Source organism: Bradyrhizobium arachidis (assembly GCF_024758505.1).
GTDB lineage: Bacteria > Pseudomonadota > Alphaproteobacteria > Rhizobiales > Xanthobacteraceae > Bradyrhizobium > Bradyrhizobium manausense_C.
Genome location: NZ_CP077970.1, coordinates 8,011,417 through 8,028,287, shown reverse-complemented (window position 1 = coordinate 8,028,287; position 16,871 = coordinate 8,011,417). Strand labels below are relative to the sequence as shown.

The 16,871-nt window shown below is 62.3% G+C and carries 24 protein-coding genes; 12 read left to right on the top strand and 12 right to left on the bottom strand.

Annotation, left to right across the window (positions count from 1 at the left end):
* Positions 1-53: 53 nt before the first annotated feature.
* Positions 54-1,352 (top strand): hypothetical protein, encoded by a 1,299-nt coding sequence (locus KUF59_RS37275; protein WP_212460439.1) that lies wholly within the window; start codon positions 54-56, stop codon positions 1,350-1,352.
* A gap of 207 nt (positions 1,353-1,559) precedes the next feature.
* Complete coding sequence (locus KUF59_RS37270; protein WP_212460440.1) at positions 1,560-2,432, top strand: GNAT family N-acetyltransferase; 873 nt, start codon at positions 1,560-1,562, stop codon at positions 2,430-2,432.
* Between the two features lie 122 nt (positions 2,433-2,554).
* Here KUF59_RS37270 and KUF59_RS37265 read toward each other — a convergent pair whose 3' ends face one another.
* Together KUF59_RS37265 and KUF59_RS37260 are read right to left on the bottom strand one after the other, a co-directional pair.
* Complete coding sequence (locus KUF59_RS37265; protein WP_212460441.1) at positions 2,555-2,932, bottom strand: VOC family protein; 378 nt, start codon at positions 2,930-2,932, stop codon at positions 2,555-2,557.
* A gap of 341 nt (positions 2,933-3,273) precedes the next feature.
* The gene (locus KUF59_RS37260) at positions 3,274-3,792 is read right to left on the bottom strand and encodes a DinB family protein (protein WP_309501009.1); all 519 of its coding nucleotides are present in this window, start codon (positions 3,790-3,792) and stop codon (positions 3,274-3,276) included.
* Positions 3,793-3,878: 86 nt separating this feature from the next.
* Between KUF59_RS37260 and KUF59_RS37255 the strand changes: the two genes are divergently transcribed.
* Entirely contained in the window at positions 3,879-4,754 is an 876-nt protein-coding gene (locus KUF59_RS37255) for a LysR substrate-binding domain-containing protein (RefSeq protein ID WP_249140548.1), read from the top strand.
* A 142-nt stretch (positions 4,755-4,896) separates the two neighbouring features.
* On the opposite strand, the gene KUF59_RS37250 is transcribed toward KUF59_RS37255, so the two are convergent.
* Complete coding sequence (locus KUF59_RS37250) at positions 4,897-5,439, bottom strand: RBBP9/YdeN family alpha/beta hydrolase (protein WP_212460444.1); 543 nt, start codon at positions 5,437-5,439, stop codon at positions 4,897-4,899.
* Positions 5,440-5,560: 121 nt separating this feature from the next.
* Here KUF59_RS37250 and KUF59_RS37245 point away from each other — a divergent pair, with 121 nt between their 5' ends.
* Positions 5,561-6,031, top strand: coding sequence for an Lrp/AsnC family transcriptional regulator (locus KUF59_RS37245; RefSeq protein ID WP_212460445.1), 471 nt, complete (start codon positions 5,561-5,563; stop codon positions 6,029-6,031).
* A 10-nt stretch (positions 6,032-6,041) separates the two neighbouring features.
* Here KUF59_RS37245 and KUF59_RS37240 read toward each other — a convergent pair whose 3' ends face one another.
* The 4 genes from KUF59_RS37240 to KUF59_RS37225 form a co-directional block, all read right to left on the bottom strand.
* Positions 6,042-6,179, bottom strand: a complete 138-nt coding sequence (locus tag KUF59_RS37240) for a hypothetical protein (protein ID WP_212460446.1) — start codon at positions 6,177-6,179, stop codon at positions 6,042-6,044.
* 66 nt (positions 6,180-6,245) lie between these two features.
* Positions 6,246-6,845: an NAD(P)H:quinone oxidoreductase gene (gene wrbA, locus KUF59_RS37235; RefSeq protein WP_212460447.1), complete on the bottom strand. Its 600-nt coding sequence runs from the start codon at positions 6,843-6,845 to the stop codon at positions 6,246-6,248.
* A gap of 89 nt (positions 6,846-6,934) precedes the next feature.
* Entirely contained in the window at positions 6,935-7,633 is a 699-nt protein-coding gene (locus KUF59_RS37230; protein ID WP_212460448.1) for a pirin family protein, read from the bottom strand.
* A gap of 37 nt (positions 7,634-7,670) precedes the next feature.
* Positions 7,671-8,423, bottom strand: coding sequence for an SDR family NAD(P)-dependent oxidoreductase (locus KUF59_RS37225; protein ID WP_212460449.1), 753 nt, complete (start codon positions 8,421-8,423; stop codon positions 7,671-7,673).
* A 117-nt stretch (positions 8,424-8,540) separates the two neighbouring features.
* Here KUF59_RS37225 and KUF59_RS37220 point away from each other — a divergent pair, with 117 nt between their 5' ends.
* Positions 8,541-9,485, top strand: coding sequence for a LysR family transcriptional regulator (locus KUF59_RS37220; RefSeq protein WP_212460450.1), 945 nt, complete (start codon positions 8,541-8,543; stop codon positions 9,483-9,485).
* A 48-nt stretch (positions 9,486-9,533) separates the two neighbouring features.
* Complete coding sequence (locus KUF59_RS37215) at positions 9,534-10,052, top strand: REP-associated tyrosine transposase (RefSeq protein ID WP_212460451.1); 519 nt, start codon at positions 9,534-9,536, stop codon at positions 10,050-10,052.
* 27 nt (positions 10,053-10,079) lie between these two features.
* Here the strand turns inward: KUF59_RS37215 and KUF59_RS37210 are convergent, their stop codons facing one another.
* On the bottom strand, positions 10,080-10,343 hold the full coding sequence (locus KUF59_RS37210) for a hypothetical protein (RefSeq protein ID WP_212460452.1): 264 nt from the start codon (positions 10,341-10,343) through the stop codon (positions 10,080-10,082).
* Between the two features lie 290 nt (positions 10,344-10,633).
* Between KUF59_RS37210 and KUF59_RS37205 the strand changes: the two genes are divergently transcribed.
* Positions 10,634-11,623, top strand: a complete 990-nt coding sequence (locus tag KUF59_RS37205) for a Bug family tripartite tricarboxylate transporter substrate binding protein (protein ID WP_212460453.1) — start codon at positions 10,634-10,636, stop codon at positions 11,621-11,623.
* Between the two features lie 104 nt (positions 11,624-11,727).
* Positions 11,728-12,066: a hypothetical protein gene (locus KUF59_RS37200; RefSeq protein WP_212460454.1), complete on the top strand. Its 339-nt coding sequence runs from the start codon at positions 11,728-11,730 to the stop codon at positions 12,064-12,066.
* A 445-nt stretch (positions 12,067-12,511) separates the two neighbouring features.
* On the opposite strand, the gene KUF59_RS37195 is transcribed toward KUF59_RS37200, so the two are convergent.
* The 3 genes from KUF59_RS37195 to KUF59_RS37185 are packed head-to-tail and all read right to left on the bottom strand — an operon-like array spanning position 12,512 to position 14,613.
* Positions 12,512-12,979 carry a YbaK/EbsC family protein gene (locus KUF59_RS37195; RefSeq protein ID WP_212460455.1) on the bottom strand — a complete coding sequence of 156 codons (468 nt, stop codon included), beginning with the start codon at positions 12,977-12,979 and terminating at the stop codon, positions 12,512-12,514.
* Positions 12,976-13,716, bottom strand: coding sequence for a haloacid dehalogenase type II (locus KUF59_RS37190; RefSeq protein WP_212460456.1), 741 nt, complete (start codon positions 13,714-13,716; stop codon positions 12,976-12,978). The genes KUF59_RS37195 and KUF59_RS37190 overlap by 4 nt, the downstream gene beginning before the upstream one ends.
* Positions 13,717-13,728: 12 nt before the next feature.
* Positions 13,729-14,613 (bottom strand): amidohydrolase family protein, encoded by an 885-nt coding sequence (locus tag KUF59_RS37185; RefSeq protein ID WP_212460457.1) that lies wholly within the window; start codon positions 14,611-14,613, stop codon positions 13,729-13,731.
* Between the two features lie 116 nt (positions 14,614-14,729).
* Between KUF59_RS37185 and KUF59_RS37180 the strand changes: the two genes are divergently transcribed.
* The 4 genes from KUF59_RS37180 (at position 14,730) to KUF59_RS37165 (ending at position 16,532) form a co-directional block, all read left to right on the top strand.
* On the top strand, positions 14,730-14,972 hold the full coding sequence (locus tag KUF59_RS37180) for a MaoC family dehydratase (protein ID WP_212460458.1): 243 nt from the start codon (positions 14,730-14,732) through the stop codon (positions 14,970-14,972).
* 210 nt (positions 14,973-15,182) lie between these two features.
* A complete protein-coding gene (gene ykgO, locus KUF59_RS37175; protein WP_006611362.1) occupies positions 15,183-15,308 on the top strand; it encodes a type B 50S ribosomal protein L36 in 126 nt (41 codons plus the stop codon).
* A gap of 117 nt (positions 15,309-15,425) precedes the next feature.
* Positions 15,426-16,076, top strand: a complete 651-nt coding sequence (locus KUF59_RS37170; protein ID WP_212460459.1) for a tetratricopeptide repeat protein — start codon at positions 15,426-15,428, stop codon at positions 16,074-16,076.
* Between the two features lie 192 nt (positions 16,077-16,268).
* Positions 16,269-16,532 carry a hypothetical protein gene (locus tag KUF59_RS37165; RefSeq protein WP_212460460.1) on the top strand — a complete coding sequence of 88 codons (264 nt, stop codon included), beginning with the start codon at positions 16,269-16,271 and terminating at the stop codon, positions 16,530-16,532.
* Positions 16,533-16,595: 63 nt separating this feature from the next.
* On the opposite strand, the gene KUF59_RS37160 is transcribed toward KUF59_RS37165, so the two are convergent.
* Entirely contained in the window at positions 16,596-16,778 is a 183-nt protein-coding gene (locus tag KUF59_RS37160; protein ID WP_212460461.1) for a hypothetical protein, read from the bottom strand.
* Positions 16,779-16,871 lie beyond the last annotated feature (93 nt).

Below are 16,871 nucleotides of genomic sequence, written 5' to 3'. Positions count from 1 at the left end.
TCGCATTGCAAATTCGTTCTAATTTGCGTGACATAGTCGCAGTCGCGTTAACCATGGCGTCATGCCTGGCGGCGGCGCAGGCGGCGCCGATTGACCGTGCGGGCAGTGAACGGCTGAGGGATCGCATCGGCGGTGGCAACCTCGTGACGCATCTTGCTGGCAAGCCCGCGGTGGAGCAGCTCTATGAGGCCCTGCACGGCGTCGGGGCCAAACTGGGACGAATGAATTCCTACGGCTGGCGGACGGTCGCGCGTAGTCCGACACCCAGAGATTTCGATGCAGGCATGCTCGAAGCGCACAAGAACGGAATCACGCCGATCATCCTGCTCGAATATGACGGCAGCTATCAAACGCTCGATCCTCCGCAACCGATCGGATCGTATAACGACTGGTTCCAGGCCGGGAAGGCGATCGCGGAGCGATTCCGCCCGGATGGTGAATGGGCGAAGGAAAACGGTATCTCGGGATGGGGCGCCACTGTCTTCTCGGCCATTAACGAACCTGACGTGCTGGCCAATATTCCGCGCCCGGCTTACCACGATGCCCTGGCGGGGCTTGCGGATGGCGTGCACAGCGTCGATGCGACCTTGCGCGTCGTGCCCGGCGGCTTTGCGACCTGCAATTCGCATCTCGATGCCACCTTGCGCGGCTACGGGCCTGCGATCGCGGATCTGCTGGAAGACGGTCGCCTCGACGGCATCGATCTCCACACCTACTACAATGACCGCTGGTACCCGATCACGCGCGGCCGCGAGTTTTCCGCGCAAACCTGCTTCGACCGCGTCAAGCAGGCGATGGGGCTCAAGCGCGACGTCAGGTTCTACGCCACCGAATTCAACGTGGCGCGGGCAGGGGAGTGGGACGACTCCAGGGTGCTCGGCAAATTGTTTCTGAGCGCGTTCTGGGACCAGGTCGCCGTGGTCGGCCAGGACGGGCGTTCGCCTGTCATGGCGCTGGCATTCCCATGGAATCTCGCGGACACGCCGCGAGTCGATGGTCCGCACTACGCCATGGCTGTCACCGAGAATCCGTGGTCGCCGGAGATTCGCGGCGTGGTGCTGCAGACAATTTTGCGGCTCGCCGGCGACATGACGCTGACGTCGATCGACAAGAGCCGCGGCCTCACCACGCTGACGAGTGCGGACGCCGAGCTCTACGTCTGGCAGAACCTGCAGGGCTGGACCGACCGGCCAGGCCGCGCGCTCGAGCTGACGCTGCCCGACTGGGCGCACACGGTCGAGATATGGGGCTGGGAAGGCTTGCGCCGCCGCGCCGCCGCGACCGGCGGACGCAACGTGCTTAACGATCTCGGCGAAGGCGAGACGTTCATGATCCGCGTGCCGCGGCGGTAATCCGGCCCGGAAATCCTTGTGCGCGCGGGCGCTTCATTAAGGTAAACGCAAGTGAAGTCGCCGCTATCGGCTGCTTTTGTAAGCATGGAACGCGACATACTGTTATCCACCATGCGTCAATTTGGCTGTGATACTGATTGTCGCAGCAGGGATCATTTGGGTCGCGCGCACGTGCATCTTACGGACACATCAAATCCGCCGAATGCAATGTCTGCGCCGTCAACCGGGCCGCGTCTGAAGGTTCGCGAGATCGTCGAGAACGATCTGCCGGCGATTGCCGCGCTGCTCAACAAGGGTTTTGCGTTTCGCTCCAACGAATACTGGCGTCGCGGACTCGCGCGCCACGCCCAGCGTGCGCGTCCGGCCGGCTATCCCGCCTTCGGCTATTGCCTCGATCGTGGCGGCGTGCCGGTCGGCGTCATCCTGCTGCTGTTCTCGGAGCTGCGCGCAGGCGACGAGGCCGTCATTCGCTGCAATGTTTCGAGCTGGTATGTCGAACCCGAATTCAGGATGTTCGGCTCGCAGATGGTACGAGCTGCAACGCGCGACAAGAGCGTGACCTATTTCAACATCACGCCGGCGCCGCACACCTGGGCGTCCGTGGAGGCGCAGGGCTTTTCGGTCTATTGCAAGGGGCAGATGTACGGTGCGCTCGCATTGGCGAGGCCTGTGCCGCGCGCCACCGTCGAGCAGCTCAGGGAAGACCATGCGGACGGGCTTTCAGTCTTCGAGGCCGATCTGCTGCGTCAGCATGCGTCCTTTGGCTGCCTCAGCGTCGTCGTGCGCGATGGCGACAGCTGCCACCCCTTCGTGTTTCAGAAGCACAAGGTCAAGGATCTCGTGCCGGTCTATCGGCTGCTCTATTGCCGGGACACCGCCGAACTCGCAAGGTTTGCCGGAAATGTCGGACGCTTCCTCGCGAAGCGCGGCGGTCTGCTCGTTCGCTTCGATGCAAACCGATCTGTGCCGGGAATTGTCGGCTGGTATTCCGAGAAGCGCGGCCGGAAATACGCAAAGGGCCCGCGGCCGCCGCGGCTCGGCGATCTCGCATTCACCGAAGCCGCGCTGTTCGACAGCTAGGCCGTGTACCTATAAACCCGGCAACGTCATTTGACCGGTGAGACGTCCGCTTTGCTCCTATAGCATCCAAGGTCGTGCGGCAGCGCAACGCAAAATGTCACGATGGACCTGTTGCACACGAATTATTGCGCTCCGGTGCGGAGAGGAATTGGCCAACCGACACGGACCAACGTTTCATCTGGGTCCGAGATCGCAAATTCGTACATCCCCCACGGCTTGTCTTCGGGTGATTGCTGAAATTCGCGCGCCGCAGCATCAACACTCTCGAGGTAAAGATAAAGCCCAAAAGGGTTTCTGCCCGGCGTTAGCCATCCCGCGACCGCGTCCGTCAGATGTAGATATCCGCCCTTCCCGTTCGACAGCATGCGATAGGTGTCGGGCTCTCCCGGAGCAGGCCTTTCACTGTCCGGGCGCGCAAAGCCCAGTCGATTGTAGAACCGCTCCGACGCATTAAGGTCATTACACGGCAGGATCGCGATCAAAGCTCCGGAAGGGCTCATTCGTACACTCCGACGTCATGCAACAATTTTCGTCCGCTCTTCTCAATGTCTGAAAATTTGTCACCTTCAAGGTGGGAGTTGGAGTTGGGACAGCCAGATGACCGCTTCGGGTCACTTTCGACGGTTTCAGCGGAGATCGTCGGCTGGCTGATGTCCGCTTCTATCCCGTAAGCATCCAACCGGGGCCTGCCCGGAAGCGTTGCGTCTGGCCAGACCAGCCAAATTTCAGCAACGCCGCGAGGAGGCCGCCTATCAGGGCAGCGAAAGCTCTGCAGGGAAGATGAGCCTTGAGATTCCTCGCCTGCGTGACACTGACGGGGTAAACCGAAGCGACCGCTTTCTTAGTCGAGCGATATTGAAGGCGCCGGGACCCCTCGTTGGAACGCTAGGAGATCCAGGGAGGGCGGCTCCTTTCCGGTTAGAATTGAGCAACAAGCATGTGCTTGACCGCGATGATGCGTCTGGTGGTTGAAAAGGTGCTGGAGGATATCTGCGATCCGCTGCTCGTGTGGCTGACCGCTGGTCGTCTGATAGCCATGCGCCCGATCCAAGTCGCTATCGCTATAGGCTTCGACCACGGAGATCAGGCGCTCGTCTTCCCTAAAACGGGCACGTGCCAGTTCATTCCGATCGTCATGGATGATGGCGTTGAGTCGATCGGGGTGTTCACCCTCACCCGTCAGACGACGGAGCCAGAGCCGATCTGTGACGAGCAGGTGATTAAGCGTCCCGTGAAGGCTCCCGAAGAAAACGCCGATCGGACGCCGATACGCTTCGTCTGGCAGAGCTAGCGCAGCAGCGTAAAGGCGAGCATTGGCCCATCGGTTGTACGCAGCGAACTGACTGAAAACGGCTGTCATCATCCAAACCTCCGCTCGGGAATGTAGCGGCTTCGCAAGGGATATTGTGTGAGATATATTCACGCATCGTGTCGGGGAACATTGACATGGATCTACCTTCGACAAGGGGCTTGCAGGCACTCGCGGCGCTAAAGAAGGCACCAAGCGTATCCAAGGCTGCCGAAGTGCTTGGCGTGACGCGGTCGGCATTGTCGCACAGGATTGCAGAATTGGAGCGTCAGCTCGGCGTCACGCTCGTCCGCCAAGTCGGTCGATGCGGCAAACTGACAGAAGACGCCGAATCCCTTCTGATGGTTATGGGTGACGCGCTCGACCGCATCGAAGCAGCCGTGACACCCCTTCGGCGCCGGCGTGGACAACTGAGGATCAGCACTGTTGCAACGTTCGCCTCACACTGGTTGATCCCGCGCCTTCCGGATTGGCAACACCTGAACCCCGATGTGGAGTTGGCGATCTCGACGACGACCCGGACGATCGATCTTACGAACGAAGACTTCGACTGTGCTATTCGACATGGCCTCGGCGATTGGAAAGGCCTCACGGCAACTCGCCTGTTCAACGAAACATTGCTTCCCGTCGCACATCCGCATATCGTTGAGCTTTCCAGCAATAGTACCGTCATCCGCGCGCGCTCGCGCTTTCGCGATTGGAATCGTTGGTGGCGCTTATCAGGTAGGGTCGGTGATCCACCCGATCGGAGCGTCGTGGTCGAGACCCGAGCCCAGGCTATGGATGCTGCTCTAGCTGGTGCGGGCATAGCTGCGATGGATCTCGCCTATGCTGCGCCCCATCTTGCGAGCGGTCGCCTCCGCGCTCTCGACGCAACAGTCCCTCTTCCTGAGGGCTATTACCTCGTCACAAAAGGCGGGCAAAAATCGCGTGCCGAGACGATAAGGCGATTGGAGATATGGCTTCTCGGTCAGGCGCAGACCGACAACCCACCTAATGCCTGCGTCCCATAGGAGACGATCCCCTACTTTCCAAGATTCGCTCCGCGATCCGATCAAGCCGGACTTGTAAGGGCGTGCAGAGGGTTCCGGCAGACCGCCGCGCCACCTGAAGGCCGGGTCAATGCTGCTTGCAGACCGTGGTTATGACGCCGGCCTATCGGCGCGCAAGTCCGGCGCAGAACGCTTCCAGCAAACCCCGTCCCTGAGCCCAGTCGCCAAGTCCGCTCGACGCGTTGATGTGTCCGAGCGCGCCAACCGTGACCAGCCCCGCATGCCAGTCGCGTGCGTGTTGCCTGATATAAGCAAGATCGCCATAGGGATCGTCGCTGCTCGCGACGATGAGCGAGGCAAAGCGCAGCGGTGCCGATGGCGCGGATCGAAACGAGGCCGCTGCTGATGGAAACGCAGGTCCATCAGGATTCGGCACGGAGACGAGGAACGCCCCGGCGACCGGGGACGACGACCGCGCGGCCCAATGTGCCACCAGCAGGCAGGCGAGGCTGTGCGCGACCAGCACGGGAGGCTCATCGCTATCAGCCACGGCGCGCTCCAGCGCCTGCACCCAGTCGTCCAGGTCAGGTTGATCCCAGCTTGCGGGTACGAAGCGGGTGAAGCGAGGCTCTGTCCGCTCCCAGCGCGTCTGCCAGTGGGCGTCACCGGAGCCGCCGATGCCGGGAAGGGTGATCATTTTGCGCATGCTGGTCTCGTGATATCTGGTTGAGTGCGCAGTGTGGACGGTCCGGGTCACGCATGACATGGCAAGTCATCGGCGGGGCGGCCCGTTCGCCGATGATCTCAAGGTGGAATGGAGAGTTCGGTTGGATCGTTTCGGGAGCGTCGACAGCAAGGATATGAAGATCCTCGAAGCGCTACAGGCGAACGCGCGCGTGCCGTTGTCCGAGCTCGGGCGCGCGGTCGGCCTGTCGCAGCCGGCAATCTCCGAGCGCGTCAAGCGCCTCGAGGAGGCCGGCATCATCGAAGGTTACGGCGCCAGGGTGAATCCGCGTGCGCTCGGGCTCGGCCTGATGGCGCTGGTCCGGCTGCGCACCTCGCATGAACACATCAAGACCTGTCTGAAGAAGTTCGCTGAGATTCCGAACATCATCGAGGTCCATCGCGTGACTGGCGAGGACTGCTTTGTGCTGAAGGTGCTGGTGCCTGTGCCGGAAGACCTTGAGACGATCGTGGACCGGATCGCAGGATACGGCGCGGTGACGACGTCGCTCGTGCTGCGCAGCGAGGCCGTTCGCCCGATTGGCCGCGAACTGCTCAGGAAGAAGCCTGACTAGCGCGAGGTCGTCACGATCCCGAGCACCCCGTACAGTGCAGCCTGCCGCGCGAGGCGCGGAACAGGCTGCGGCAATACCAGCGCCGTGCCAGCGCCTGCGCCGGCCGCCGGATCATCTGCGCCATCATGAGAATTTCAATTACGGCCATGCCGTCGGGTGCTCCTGACCGCTAGATGGGGCGGCATCCGCAAAAGAGAATGCCGCCCCGAACGCATCAGCCATGCAGTTTGTTCGCGGTCTCCGCGATCACGCGTCCTTGATAGCGCGCACCGGCGAGCTCGTTGGCGCTGGGCTGGCGGCTGCCGTCGCCGCCGGTGATGGTGGTGGCGCCATAGGGCGCGCCGCCCGTGACCTCGTCGAGCTTCATCTGGCCGGCAAAGCCGTAATTCAGGCCGACCACGACCATGCCGAAATGCAGGAGGTTGGTGATGATCGAGAACAGGGTGGTCTCCTGGCCGCCATGCTGGGTCGCGCTTGACGTGAATGCGCCGCCGACCTTGCCGTGCAACGCGCCCTTGGCCCAGAGCCCGCCGGCCTGGTCCAGGAAGTTCGCCATCTGCGAGGACATCCGTCCGAAGCGGGTGCCGGTGCCGACGATGATCGCGTCGTAATTCGCGAGGTCATCGATCTTGGCGACGGGCGCAGCCTGGTCGACCTTGTAATACGATGCCTTTGCGACTTCGGCCGGCACGAGCTCGGGCACGCGCTTGATGTCGACGGTCGCGCCGGCTTCGCGCGCGCCTTCGGCAACCGCATTCGCCATCGCTTCGATGTGGCCGTAGGCGGAATAGTAGAGAACGAGAACTTTAGCCATGGGTGGTCTCCGTTGAATTGAAGTCGTGAGTTGTTCGAATGATTTTAGTCGTCATGCCCGGATCGCGCCGGGCATGACGCTGTGTGGGGTTATGCCGCGTCGACGAGCACCAGCTCGGAATCCTCCAGAGCCGTGATCTTCAAACTGTCCTCGTCGCGGATCGCGGCGCCGTCGCGGGCATTGACGCGCACGCCGTTGATCTCGATCGCGCCTGCCGCCGGCACCAGATAAAGGTGCCGCGACTTCTGCGGGGCGTATTCGGCGCTCTCGCCGGCCTTCAGCGTGGTGGCGAGCACGCGGGCATTGGCGCGGATCGGCAGCGCGTCCGTATCGTTCTCGTCGCCGCTCGCAATCGTCACCAGCTTGCCGGAGCGGTCCGCCTTCGGGAACGGCTTTGAGCCCCAGGTGGGCTGGCCGCCGCGCGCGGTCGGCTCAATCCAGATCTGGAAGATTTTCGTCTTGGTCGGCTCGAGATTGTATTCGGAGTGACGGATGCCGCTGCCGGCGCTCATCACCTGCACATCGCCCGCTTCGGTCCGGCCCTTGTTGCCGAGGCTGTCTTGGTGGGTGATTGCGCCCTCGCGCACATAGGTGATGATTTCCATGTTGGCGTGCGGATGGGCGGGAAAGCCCGTGTTCGGCGCGATCTCGTCGTCATTCCATACGCGCAAGGACCCATGGCTCACATTGGCGGGGTCATAGTAGCTCGCGAAGGAGAAGTGATGCTTGGCCTTGAGCCAGCCGTGATCGGCGCCGCCGAGCTTTGCAAAGGGTCTGAGTTCGATCATGGGAATAGTTCCTTCAACTGAATGAATGTCGTGTCGATCAGGCGCCAAAGCCGCCATCAACGTTGAGCACCGTGCCTGTCACGAACGAGGCTTCGGGGCTTGCGAGGAAGACAACACCGGCTGCGATTTCTTCAGCAGTGCCGAAACGCTGCAGCGCGTGCTGGGTGCGCTGGGCTTCGGCAAAATCGCCGCCGTCCTTCGGATTCATGTCGGTATCGATCGAGCCGGGCTGCAGCACGTTCACCGTGATGCCGCGTGGCCCGAGGTCGCGCGCTGCGCCCTTCGAGTAGCCGACGACCGCAGCCTTGGTGGCGGCGTAATCGGCAAGGCCCGGGAACGAGGCGCGGCTGGCGATGCCCGAGCCGATGGTGACGATGCGTCCACCGTCATCCATCAGCTTCGACGCCGTTCTGATCGCGGTGATCACGCCGTGCACGTTGATGGCGTCCTGGCGGACCAGCGCCGCGGTATCCGTGTTGGCGTCACCAATCGGCCCACCGACGGCAACGCCTGCATTATTGATGAGAATGTCGAGACGGCCGAAATCCTTCGCGACATCCTTCACGAGTTGGTCGACTTCAACGGAAGAAGCCTGGTCTGCCTTGTAAGCGCGCGCCTTGACGCCCTTGGCGGTCAATTCCGCGACCACGGCTTCGGCCTTGTCGGGCGAGGCGACATAGCTGATGGCGACGTCGGCGCCTTCATCGGCGAGGGCGCGGGCGGACGCAGCACCAATGCCGCGCGAGCCGCCGGTGACGAGGGCAACCTTGCCTGAGAGCTTCTTGGTCATTGGATTTCTCCAGTTCCTGAATTCCTGATGGCTCTTGGATAAGCCTCCGCCTGTGGTATAGAAATAGAAACTGTCGAAACGCATTGTTTCTGTAAATTCATCTGACGGACGGTTCCCATGGCAAAACTCCCGGATTTCGAGGCGCTCGCGATTTTCGCAAAAGTCGTGGAATTACGGTCGTTTGCGGCCGCCGCCGGCGAACTTGGAATGTCCAAGGCGACGGTCTCCAAGGCGGTGACGCGGCTGGAAGAGCGGCTGGGCGCGCGGCTCTTCAACCGCACCTCACGCCGGCTTGCGCTGACCGATGCCGGGCACAAACTCGCCGACCGGGCGGCGCGCCTGCTCGCCGATGGCGAGGCCGCGGAGAACGAGGCGCTGGCGCAGTCGGTCGCACCGCGCGGCCTCGTGCGCCTCGCGGTGCCGATGACGTTCGGGGTGAAGGCGGTGGCGCCGCTGCTGCCGGAATTCTTCCAGGCCTATCCGGAGGTGTCGGTCGACCTGCACTTAAGCGATGCGACCGTCGATCTGATCGGCGATGGTTTTGACGCGGCGCTGCGCATCGCGCGGCTGCCGGACTCTTCGCTGATCGCGCGGCGGCTCTTCACCATGCCGCGCTACACGGTGGCGGCGCCGTCCTATCTCAAGCGCCAGGGGCGGCCGACGCATCCGATGCACCTCGCCGAGCACAAATGCTTCAGCTACGCCTATCTCTCCACGCCGAATGTCTGGCACTACACCAACGCTGCTGGCGAACAGGCGAGCGTGCGGCCGGCGGGGCAGCTTCGCGTCAACAACGGCGAAGCCGTGATGCCTGCGGTCGTCGCTGGACTCGGCATCGCCGATCTTCCCGAGTTCATCGTCGGTGAAGCGATTGCCTCCGGCGAGGTCGAGGTGATCCTGAAGGACTGGAAGCAGGCGGAAGGCGCCGTGCATCTGGTGATGCCGCCCGGCGGCCCGCGTCCTCTTCGCGTCGAGGTGCTCGCGGACTTCCTTGCCGCAAAGTTGCCGCTCACCTGCAAGCGGCGCCCGAAGTCGGGTGCCAAAACGTCGAAGACTTCGTAGGGTGGGCAAAGCGAAGCGTGCCCACCACTTTCGTTGACAAACCAACAGATGCCTCAGTACCGTCGAGCAACGGGCAAGGTCTTCTTCACGATCGTTCTCGCAGACCGATCGAGCACTTTGCTTGTGGATGAGATCGATCGCCTCAGGAAGACGTATCGTGCGGCTCAGCAACGGAGCCCGTTCGAGACAATCGCTATCTGCATCCTGCCAGACCATCTTCACGCGATCTGGGAGCTTCCTGAGAACGACAGCGATTTCTCGTCACGATGGAGCCTGATCAAGAGCGGCTTTTCACGAGGCTTGGAGGCTCGGTCGCGTTCGATAAGCAAGGTGGTCAAGCGTAAGAAGGGCATCTGGCAGCGTCGCTACTGGGAACATGCGATACGCGATGATGCGGATCTGGAGCGGCACGTCGACTACATTCACTTCAATCCGGTAAAGCATGGTCACGTGTCGCGCGTGAGCGACTGGCCATACAGCAGCTTTCGTCGTTACGTGGAGCAGGGCGTTCTTGCTGCTGATTGGGGAGGGAACATGCGGGAAATTGCAGGGCAGTTTGGCGAATGATGGTGGGCACGCTTCGCTTTGCCCACCCTACGGCACCTTCGATTTGGCTCCATTGCTCACGATGACCCGCAAACGTGGCTTCAACGTCGCTTCCAACTGTGCCTTCAACGCGTGCACGCGCGGATCGGCAGAGCGCGATGCGCAGACCGCATATTGATGGACGGAGCGCGCCAGCGCCTGCCGAGTGTCCGGCGTGTTCGTAATGGCCGGACTTGAAAGCCGCAGCACGATCCCTGCGAGATTGACCAGCATCTCGTCGAGGGCGCCGTCGATGGTGCCAAGCTCGTTCATCCCACATACTCCCAGCCGGCTAACCGCCAGGCATCAAGCAACGTTCCGCTGCGCGCGCGGACAGGGATAACGTCAGGTAAACAGGCCGCTCGGCGCCGCATCGAGGCGGCACAGAGATACCTTTGTTCACAGGCATCGCTGCGCTAAGGCGCGATGATTCCAGGTTGAATCGTCATCGCGCCTTAGCTCTTTGTTTGAGCATGATCTTTTCGGAAAACCGCTGCGCACTTTTCCGGATCATGCTTTAGGCTATCGTCCGCAACAAGAAGAAATGAGGGAGGGGCTATCCGATGAATCGACGCGATCTCCTGCGCGCGGCGGCAATGCTGCCGCTGGCTCAAACCGCGCTTTCACGCACCAGCTTCGCGCAAGGCGCCTATCCCTCGCGAAACATCACCATGATCGTGCCGTTTCCGGCCGGCGGCCAGGCCGATCTTGCCGCGCGCCCGGTCGCGCTCGCGCTGGAGCGCATCCTCGGCAAGGCCGTCATCGTCGACAATCGCGCCGGCGGTGGCGGCGGCTCCGTCGGTAATGCGGCGGCGGCTCGCGCCGAGCCGGACGGCCACACGCTTCTGATGACGCTGTCCTCGCTCGCAGTGCTGCCCGAGGCCGATCGGCTGTTCGATCGTCCCGTCGCCTATGAAGTCTCGCAATTCGCGCCGATCGCGCGCGTGCTCGCCGATCCCACGCTGCTTGCGGTGCCGGCATCGGCGCCGTGGAAGACGGTGCAGGATTTCGTCACTGATGCAAAGAAGCGTCCGGGACAGATCACCTATGGCTCGTCCGGTCCTTACGGCACGCTGCATGTGGCGATGGAGATGTTCGCGAGCAGCGCCGACATCAAATTGCTGCACGTGCCGTTCCGCGGCGCGGGCCCTGCGCTGACGGCGATCCTCAGCGGCACGGTGCAGGCGATCGCGGCGGCACCCGGCACGCTGAAGCCGCAAGTCGATGACGGCAAGCTGCGCGTGCTCGGCAATTGCGGGGCGCAACGCATCGCGAGCTTCCCTGATGTGCCGACCTTCCAGGAGCTCGGCTACAAGGACGTCGAAATGTATATCTGGGCCGGCGTGTTCGGGCAGAGCGCGCTGCCCGCGCCGATCGTCACCCGGCTCCGCGAAGCGATGGCGCAGGTGATGAAGAGTCCCGAGGTCATCAAGACGTTCGAGGCGTCGGGCAGTCTCGTCGCCTATCAGGATGCGCCGGAGTTTGCCAAATTCGTCAAGGAGGACAGTGCGCGGCTGATCGCGGCGGTGAAGAAGATCGGCAAGGTGGAATAGGTTCCAAACGCGGCGCGTTCTGCTTTCACGTTTAGTTGTTGGTCCAGAACCTTCCGGTGCCTCATTGATTGAGCAGCATTTGGTGAACCGGAAGGACCTGGAACATGCGAACAGGGCGGATTGCGCTGGGTGTGGCGCTCATCATCGGCGGCATCCTCGCGCAGAGCGCCGCCTCCGCGCAGGAATACCGCGGCACCATGGAACAGCAGATGGCCTGCACGCCCGATGTCTGGCGTCTGTGCAGCTCAGAGATCCCCGACGTGAACCGCATCGTCGCGTGCCTGCGGCAGAATACGCCGCAGCTCTCGAATGGTTGCCGTGCGGTCTTCGAAACCAACAATCAGCAGCAACCGATCCCGCGCGGACGGGCGGCGCCGCCACAATATAACAGAGCGCCGCCGCTGCGGCCCCCGCCGCAACCCTATTACGATGAGGACGATTAGGTCATAGAGGCGCGGACGTCGGTCGCGGGCGGCCAAGCAGCCGCCCAGTTGGCGCGCCGACTACGACCCGAAACTGAACCTCTGGCGCGACAGCGGTTTGACGGCCGGTCCTGACCCGAAGCCGTCATAGCAACGAATTGCAGTCAGCCAAGTTGATTGCGGTCGGAGGTCGCGGATTGGAGGGATGCCATGTCTAGAATTGCTGCGGCGCTTTTCGTGATTGGTGCGATATCGCTCGGTGCACCTGCAATGGCTGCCCCGCTCACTCCTTTATCCGGGGCCGCCAAGCCGACAGTGCAGGAGAGTGAATCGGTCCAAGTGCGTTGGTGGCACTGGGGCCGTTGGCACGGCGGCTTGCATGGGGGACGCTATCGCTGCCGTCCCTACTGTGGTTGGGGCGGCTAGATCGCGAGGTCGCCTAAACTTCGGACCCATCCTGGGCTGCTCAAGGTCTGTGCTCGCAGACGTCGACCCATTCAGCCGCGACCAGCTCGGCCATGCGATCGGGCGCGATGCGCACCGCGCTGTGGGTTGAGCCGGCGGCGGGCACCACCACGTCGAACGCCTTCAGCGACACGTCGCAATAGATCGGCAGCGGCGCCTTCAGCCCGAACGGGCAGACGCCGCCGACCTCGTGCCCGGTGATCTCGGCGACTTCCTCGAGGCCGAGCATCTTCGGCTTGCCGCCGAACGCCGCCTTCACCTTCTTGTTGTCCATCCGCGACGTGCCCGCGGCAACGATCAGGATCACGCGCTCGCCAATCCGCAGCGACAGCGTCTTGGCGATGCGGCCGGGCTCGACGCCATAGGCCTCGGCGGCAAGCGGCACCGTGGCCGAGCTGATCGGCGATTCAATCACTGATATTTCGGGGGCTTTCTCGGCGAAGAAGGCGCGAACGGATTCCAGACTCATGAGCGGGCAACAATTCCTGGCAGTTCGGAGAGAGAGCGAACACGGTGATCCGGTGCGAACCCGAGCTCGTCCATCTGGGTCCGGATCGCCCTGAACATCGTCAGCGGTGCCACGACTTCGTTCTCGACGCAAGCCAGCGCCATGGCCTCGGGCGTCACCCGTTCGATCCAGGCGACCTTGAGCCCGAACGCTTTTGCGCCCGCGACGTCCCAAGGGTTGGAGGACACGAACAGCACCTCGTCGGGCTGCGTGCCGAGCACGTCGCCGATCAGCGCGTAGGCTTGCGGAGCGGGCTTGAAGATCTTGTTCGCATCGACGCTGATCGCGGCGTCGAGCAGCCGATCGAGACCGGAGTTGCGGACGAGTGCGTCCAGCATGTCCGGGCTGCCGTTGGAGAGGATGGCGAGCTTGTGCGGCTTCAGGGCCGCAAGTGCCGCTGTTGCATCCGGATAGAGATCGAGGTGAAGATACTTCTCGATCACGCGCTCGAACACTTCGCGCTCGTAGACAAGGCCGAGCACACGGAGCGTATAGGCGAGCGAGTCGCGCGTGACAGCTGCAAAATCCTGGTAGCGCTGCATCAGCGAGCGCAACCAGGTGTATTCGAGCTGCTTGATGCGCCAGATCTGCGTGATGATCTCGCCGTAGCCCGGAAACGCATCCTCGGTGATCTCGGCGACCGACTGGATGTCGTAGAGCGTTCCGTAGGCGTCGAAGACGACGGCTTTGATCGTCACGCTGACCTCTCGTTAGATTCCCAGCAGCTTTCTCGCGTTCGCCTTCAACACCTTCGGCCGGATCTCTTCGCGGATGTCGATCTTGGCGAAATCCGAGAGCCACCTGTCCGGCGTGATCACCGGCCAGTCCGAGCCGAAGAGCATCTTATCCTGCAGGATCGAGTTGATATAGCGCACAAGGATCGGCGGGAAATATTTCGGCGACCAGCCCGACAGGTCGATATAGACGTTCGGCTTGTGGGTCGCGACCGATAGCGCTTCTTCCTGCCAGGGGAAGGAGGGATGGGCGAGGATGATCTTGAGGTCGGGGAAGTCGGCCGCGACGTCGTCCATGTACATCGGGTTGGAGTATTTCAGTCGCATGCCCATGCCGCCCGGCATGCCTGACCCGACACCGGTCTGACCGGTGTGGAACAGCGCGATCGCGCCGCCATTGTTGATCTCTTCATAAAGCGGGTAGGCCATGCGATCGTTGGCGTAAAAGCCCTGCATGGTCGGATGGAATTTGAAGCCGCGGACGCCGTATTCCTCGATCAGCTTGCGCGCTTCGCGCGCGCCCAGCTTACCCTTGTGCGGGTCGATCGAGACGAAGGGAATGAGGACGTCGAGATGGTCGGATGCGACCTCCAGCATCTCGTAATTGTTGTAACGGCGGAAGCCGGTCTCGCGCTCGGCATCGACCGGGAAGATCACGGCCGCGATGTTCTTGGAGCGGTAGTAGGCCGCGGTCTCCGGCACGGTTGGCGGATGCTTGTTCGGCGACTTGAAATACTCCGCCATCTGCGCCTGGAAGTCGTCATAGCCGTCGTCGGGATGGCAGCCGCAGGGCTCCTCGGCATGGGTGTGGATGTCGATCGCGATGACTTTCTCGATGTCAGGCAGTTTGAGTTTCGGCATCTGGGTCCTCCCGGCAACGCGTTTCGCAAATTGATTATATCATATAACGAATTTGGCAAGCCGCCATTGCTGCATTGGTCGCTGGCGATTCCTGCGCTGGAGCCCATTTCGCTCCGATGGAATTGGAACGGGGCTCCAGATTCCTTTTAACGACAACGTCTTCTTCAACCGTCCATCGCCGGCTCAAGACCCGCTGGGTCGAACTGGTCCGGCCCGGCGACACCATCCAGCCCTCGGGAATCATCAAGTCCAAACAGGCGACCGCCCGCTTGGGGTGGGTCCTGACCGACATGGTGGTGCGGAACCAGAACGACGAGCGGGTTGCAACCGGGGAGGTCCTGGTCGAGTTCCCGGCCTGAAAACGGCCGTTTCCCTACTTTGCGTGGGGTTGTTTTCAAGGATTTCTCGGAGCAGGGGGCCGGTCGCATTGACATTCGCCGGTCGCATGGCTTAGAAACCGCCCCGTCCCGGGCGGTCGTCCGCCGGCGGGAAAAATCTCATTTTGCCACATTCGCGCGTGCCGAAACGGTAGTGCCGAACACGGCCTTTCGAACGTTCAGGATTCTGCCATGAAGGTCCGTAACTCGCTGAAATCGCTGCGCGGTCGCCATCGCGCCAACCGCCTGGTCCGCCGCAAGGGCCGGGTCTATGTGATCAACAAGGTGCAGCGCCGCTTCAAGGCTCGCCAAGGCTGATCAGCGGCTGATTTGCCCGGCTGAGGCCCCGCGCGCGGCCCGCAAGACCACGGTCTCACACGACTTTGACGCCGTCCTTGCTATGCAAGGGCGGCTTGTCGCGTTTAGACTTTCACCATGACAGTGAGATTCTTGGCACGCTCCCTCCGTCTGGCGGTCGTTCTAGCCGCGATTGCCGCCGTCGCCCCGGCCATTGCGCAAAACCCTGTGCAAGACGGTCCCAAGGGGCCGCCGGTCAAGCAGAAGAAGCTGCCGGAGGCGCCCGCCAAGCTGCCGAAGGTCGACCGCAGCAAAAATCTCGATTTCCTGTTCGGAGCACTGAAGGCGGCACCCGATGACGCCAGCGCCAAGCATGTCGAGGCGCGGATCTGGGCGATCTGGCTCCAGACCCCGAGCGACACCGCCGCACTCCTGATGACGCGGGCGAAGGCGGCGGTCGACGCACAGAAAATCGATATTGCAATCAAGCTGCTCGATTCCGTCATCAAGTTGCGTCCCGACTATATCGAGGCCTGGAACCGGCGCGCCACGCTCTACTACATGCAGAACGATTACGGCCGCTCGCTCGCCGACATCCAGCAGGTGCTGATCCGCGAGCCCCGCCATTTCGGTGCACTCGCCGGTCTCGGCATGATCATGCAGGAACTCGGCAACGATAAGCGCGCGCTCGATGCCTATCGCAAGGCGCTCGCCATCAATCCGCACCTCGACAAGATCCCCGATCAGGTCAAGTCGCTGACCGAGAAGGTCGAGGGGCGCGACATCTAGAGCATGATCCGGAAAAGTGTGCAGCGGTTTTCCGAAAAGATCATGCTCAAGAAAATAATTCCCAATTCGATGCGCTGTTGAGCGATTGCGGCGTGCAAGGATTAACCACGCGGCGATCCGTCCCGTCGTCGAGGGATGTCTTTCGGACGTGCGCGGGCTTACCTGCATGACATGAACGGCAGGAGCGAAGCCATGAAACGCTGGATAGCCGCAGGCGCCCTGCTGCTGGCGACCGGAACGGTCGGGCTGGCCGATAGCCTGTTCTGGGTGGTCGGCAATCACGCCACCGGCAAATGTGAGATCGTGACCAGCAACCCGGTCATATCAGGCGACATCTGGTTCGGCGACGGACCCTATCGATCCCGGAGCGATGCGAAGCTTGCCCGCTCGACGATCCGTGCCTGTCCGCCGGTGAATCCCGACGAAGAGAAGGACGGCGAGAGCGACACCAACTAGGTGATGCTCGAAACGACACCAATCAGGTGATGCTCAAGACAAAGAGCTGAAGCGCCTTGCGCGCTAATGCAGCGCGTTGTTGCCGCGTTCGACCAGGCTGTGGTCGGCGGCGGCGGCGTAGAGCTTGGCAAGTTCGGCTTCGAGATGCTCGTTGATCAGCAGCAGCGCCCGCACGGCACCGCGCAGATCGCCATTGCAGCTCGCGACGATCTCGTCGATCGCAGCGTCGTTTGATCTGACACTCATAGGTATCTCCGGTTCAAACCAGGCCAATCTGCCGGTCGTTCCCGCGTTCCCTTAAGGAGCCCGCGTGGAGGATCGGCACCATCCGCCCCTAGA

Excerpts from the sequence above, each read along its gene's own strand:
- KUF59_RS37220 (WP_212460450.1), top strand. The coding sequence starts at position 8,541 with ATGGCAAAACTCCCGGATTTCGAGGCGCTCGCGATTTTCGCAAAAGTC.
- KUF59_RS37210 (WP_212460452.1), bottom strand. The coding sequence starts at position 10,343 with ATGAACGAGCTTGGCACCATCGACGGCGCCCTCGACGAGATGCTGGTC.
- KUF59_RS37265 (WP_212460441.1), bottom strand. The coding sequence starts at position 2,932 with ATGAGCCCTTCCGGAGCTTTGATCGCGATCCTGCCGTGTAATGACCTT.
- KUF59_RS37225 (WP_212460449.1), bottom strand. The coding sequence starts at position 8,423 with ATGACCAAGAAGCTCTCAGGCAAGGTTGCCCTCGTCACCGGCGGCTCG.
- KUF59_RS37180 (WP_212460458.1), top strand. The coding sequence starts at position 14,730 with ATGGAATTGGAACGGGGCTCCAGATTCCTTTTAACGACAACGTCTTCT.
- wrbA (WP_212460447.1), bottom strand. The coding sequence starts at position 6,845 with ATGGCTAAAGTTCTCGTTCTCTACTATTCCGCCTACGGCCACATCGAA.
- KUF59_RS37170 (WP_212460459.1), top strand. The coding sequence starts at position 15,426 with ATGACAGTGAGATTCTTGGCACGCTCCCTCCGTCTGGCGGTCGTTCTA.
- ykgO (WP_006611362.1), top strand. The coding sequence starts at position 15,183 with ATGAAGGTCCGTAACTCGCTGAAATCGCTGCGCGGTCGCCATCGCGCC.
- KUF59_RS37160 (WP_212460461.1), bottom strand. The coding sequence starts at position 16,778 with ATGAGTGTCAGATCAAACGACGCTGCGATCGACGAGATCGTCGCGAGC.
- KUF59_RS37230 (WP_212460448.1), bottom strand. The coding sequence starts at position 7,633 with ATGATCGAACTCAGACCCTTTGCAAAGCTCGGCGGCGCCGATCACGGC.
- KUF59_RS37240 (WP_212460446.1), bottom strand. The coding sequence starts at position 6,179 with ATGGCCGTAATTGAAATTCTCATGATGGCGCAGATGATCCGGCGGCCG.
- KUF59_RS37250 (WP_212460444.1), bottom strand. The coding sequence starts at position 5,439 with ATGCGCAAAATGATCACCCTTCCCGGCATCGGCGGCTCCGGTGACGCC.
- KUF59_RS37255 (WP_249140548.1), top strand. The coding sequence starts at position 3,879 with ATGGATCTACCTTCGACAAGGGGCTTGCAGGCACTCGCGGCGCTAAAG.
- KUF59_RS37215 (WP_212460451.1), top strand. The coding sequence starts at position 9,534 with ATGCCTCAGTACCGTCGAGCAACGGGCAAGGTCTTCTTCACGATCGTT.
- KUF59_RS37275 (WP_212460439.1), top strand. The coding sequence starts at position 54 with ATGGCGTCATGCCTGGCGGCGGCGCAGGCGGCGCCGATTGACCGTGCG.
- KUF59_RS37205 (WP_212460453.1), top strand. The coding sequence starts at position 10,634 with ATGAATCGACGCGATCTCCTGCGCGCGGCGGCAATGCTGCCGCTGGCT.
- KUF59_RS37165 (WP_212460460.1), top strand. The coding sequence starts at position 16,269 with ATGAAACGCTGGATAGCCGCAGGCGCCCTGCTGCTGGCGACCGGAACG.
- KUF59_RS37200 (WP_212460454.1), top strand. The coding sequence starts at position 11,728 with ATGCGAACAGGGCGGATTGCGCTGGGTGTGGCGCTCATCATCGGCGGC.
- KUF59_RS37195 (WP_212460455.1), bottom strand. The coding sequence starts at position 12,979 with ATGAGTCTGGAATCCGTTCGCGCCTTCTTCGCCGAGAAAGCCCCCGAA.
- KUF59_RS37185 (WP_212460457.1), bottom strand. The coding sequence starts at position 14,613 with ATGCCGAAACTCAAACTGCCTGACATCGAGAAAGTCATCGCGATCGAC.
- KUF59_RS37270 (WP_212460440.1), top strand. The coding sequence starts at position 1,560 with ATGTCTGCGCCGTCAACCGGGCCGCGTCTGAAGGTTCGCGAGATCGTC.
- KUF59_RS37260 (WP_309501009.1), bottom strand. The coding sequence starts at position 3,792 with ATGACAGCCGTTTTCAGTCAGTTCGCTGCGTACAACCGATGGGCCAAT.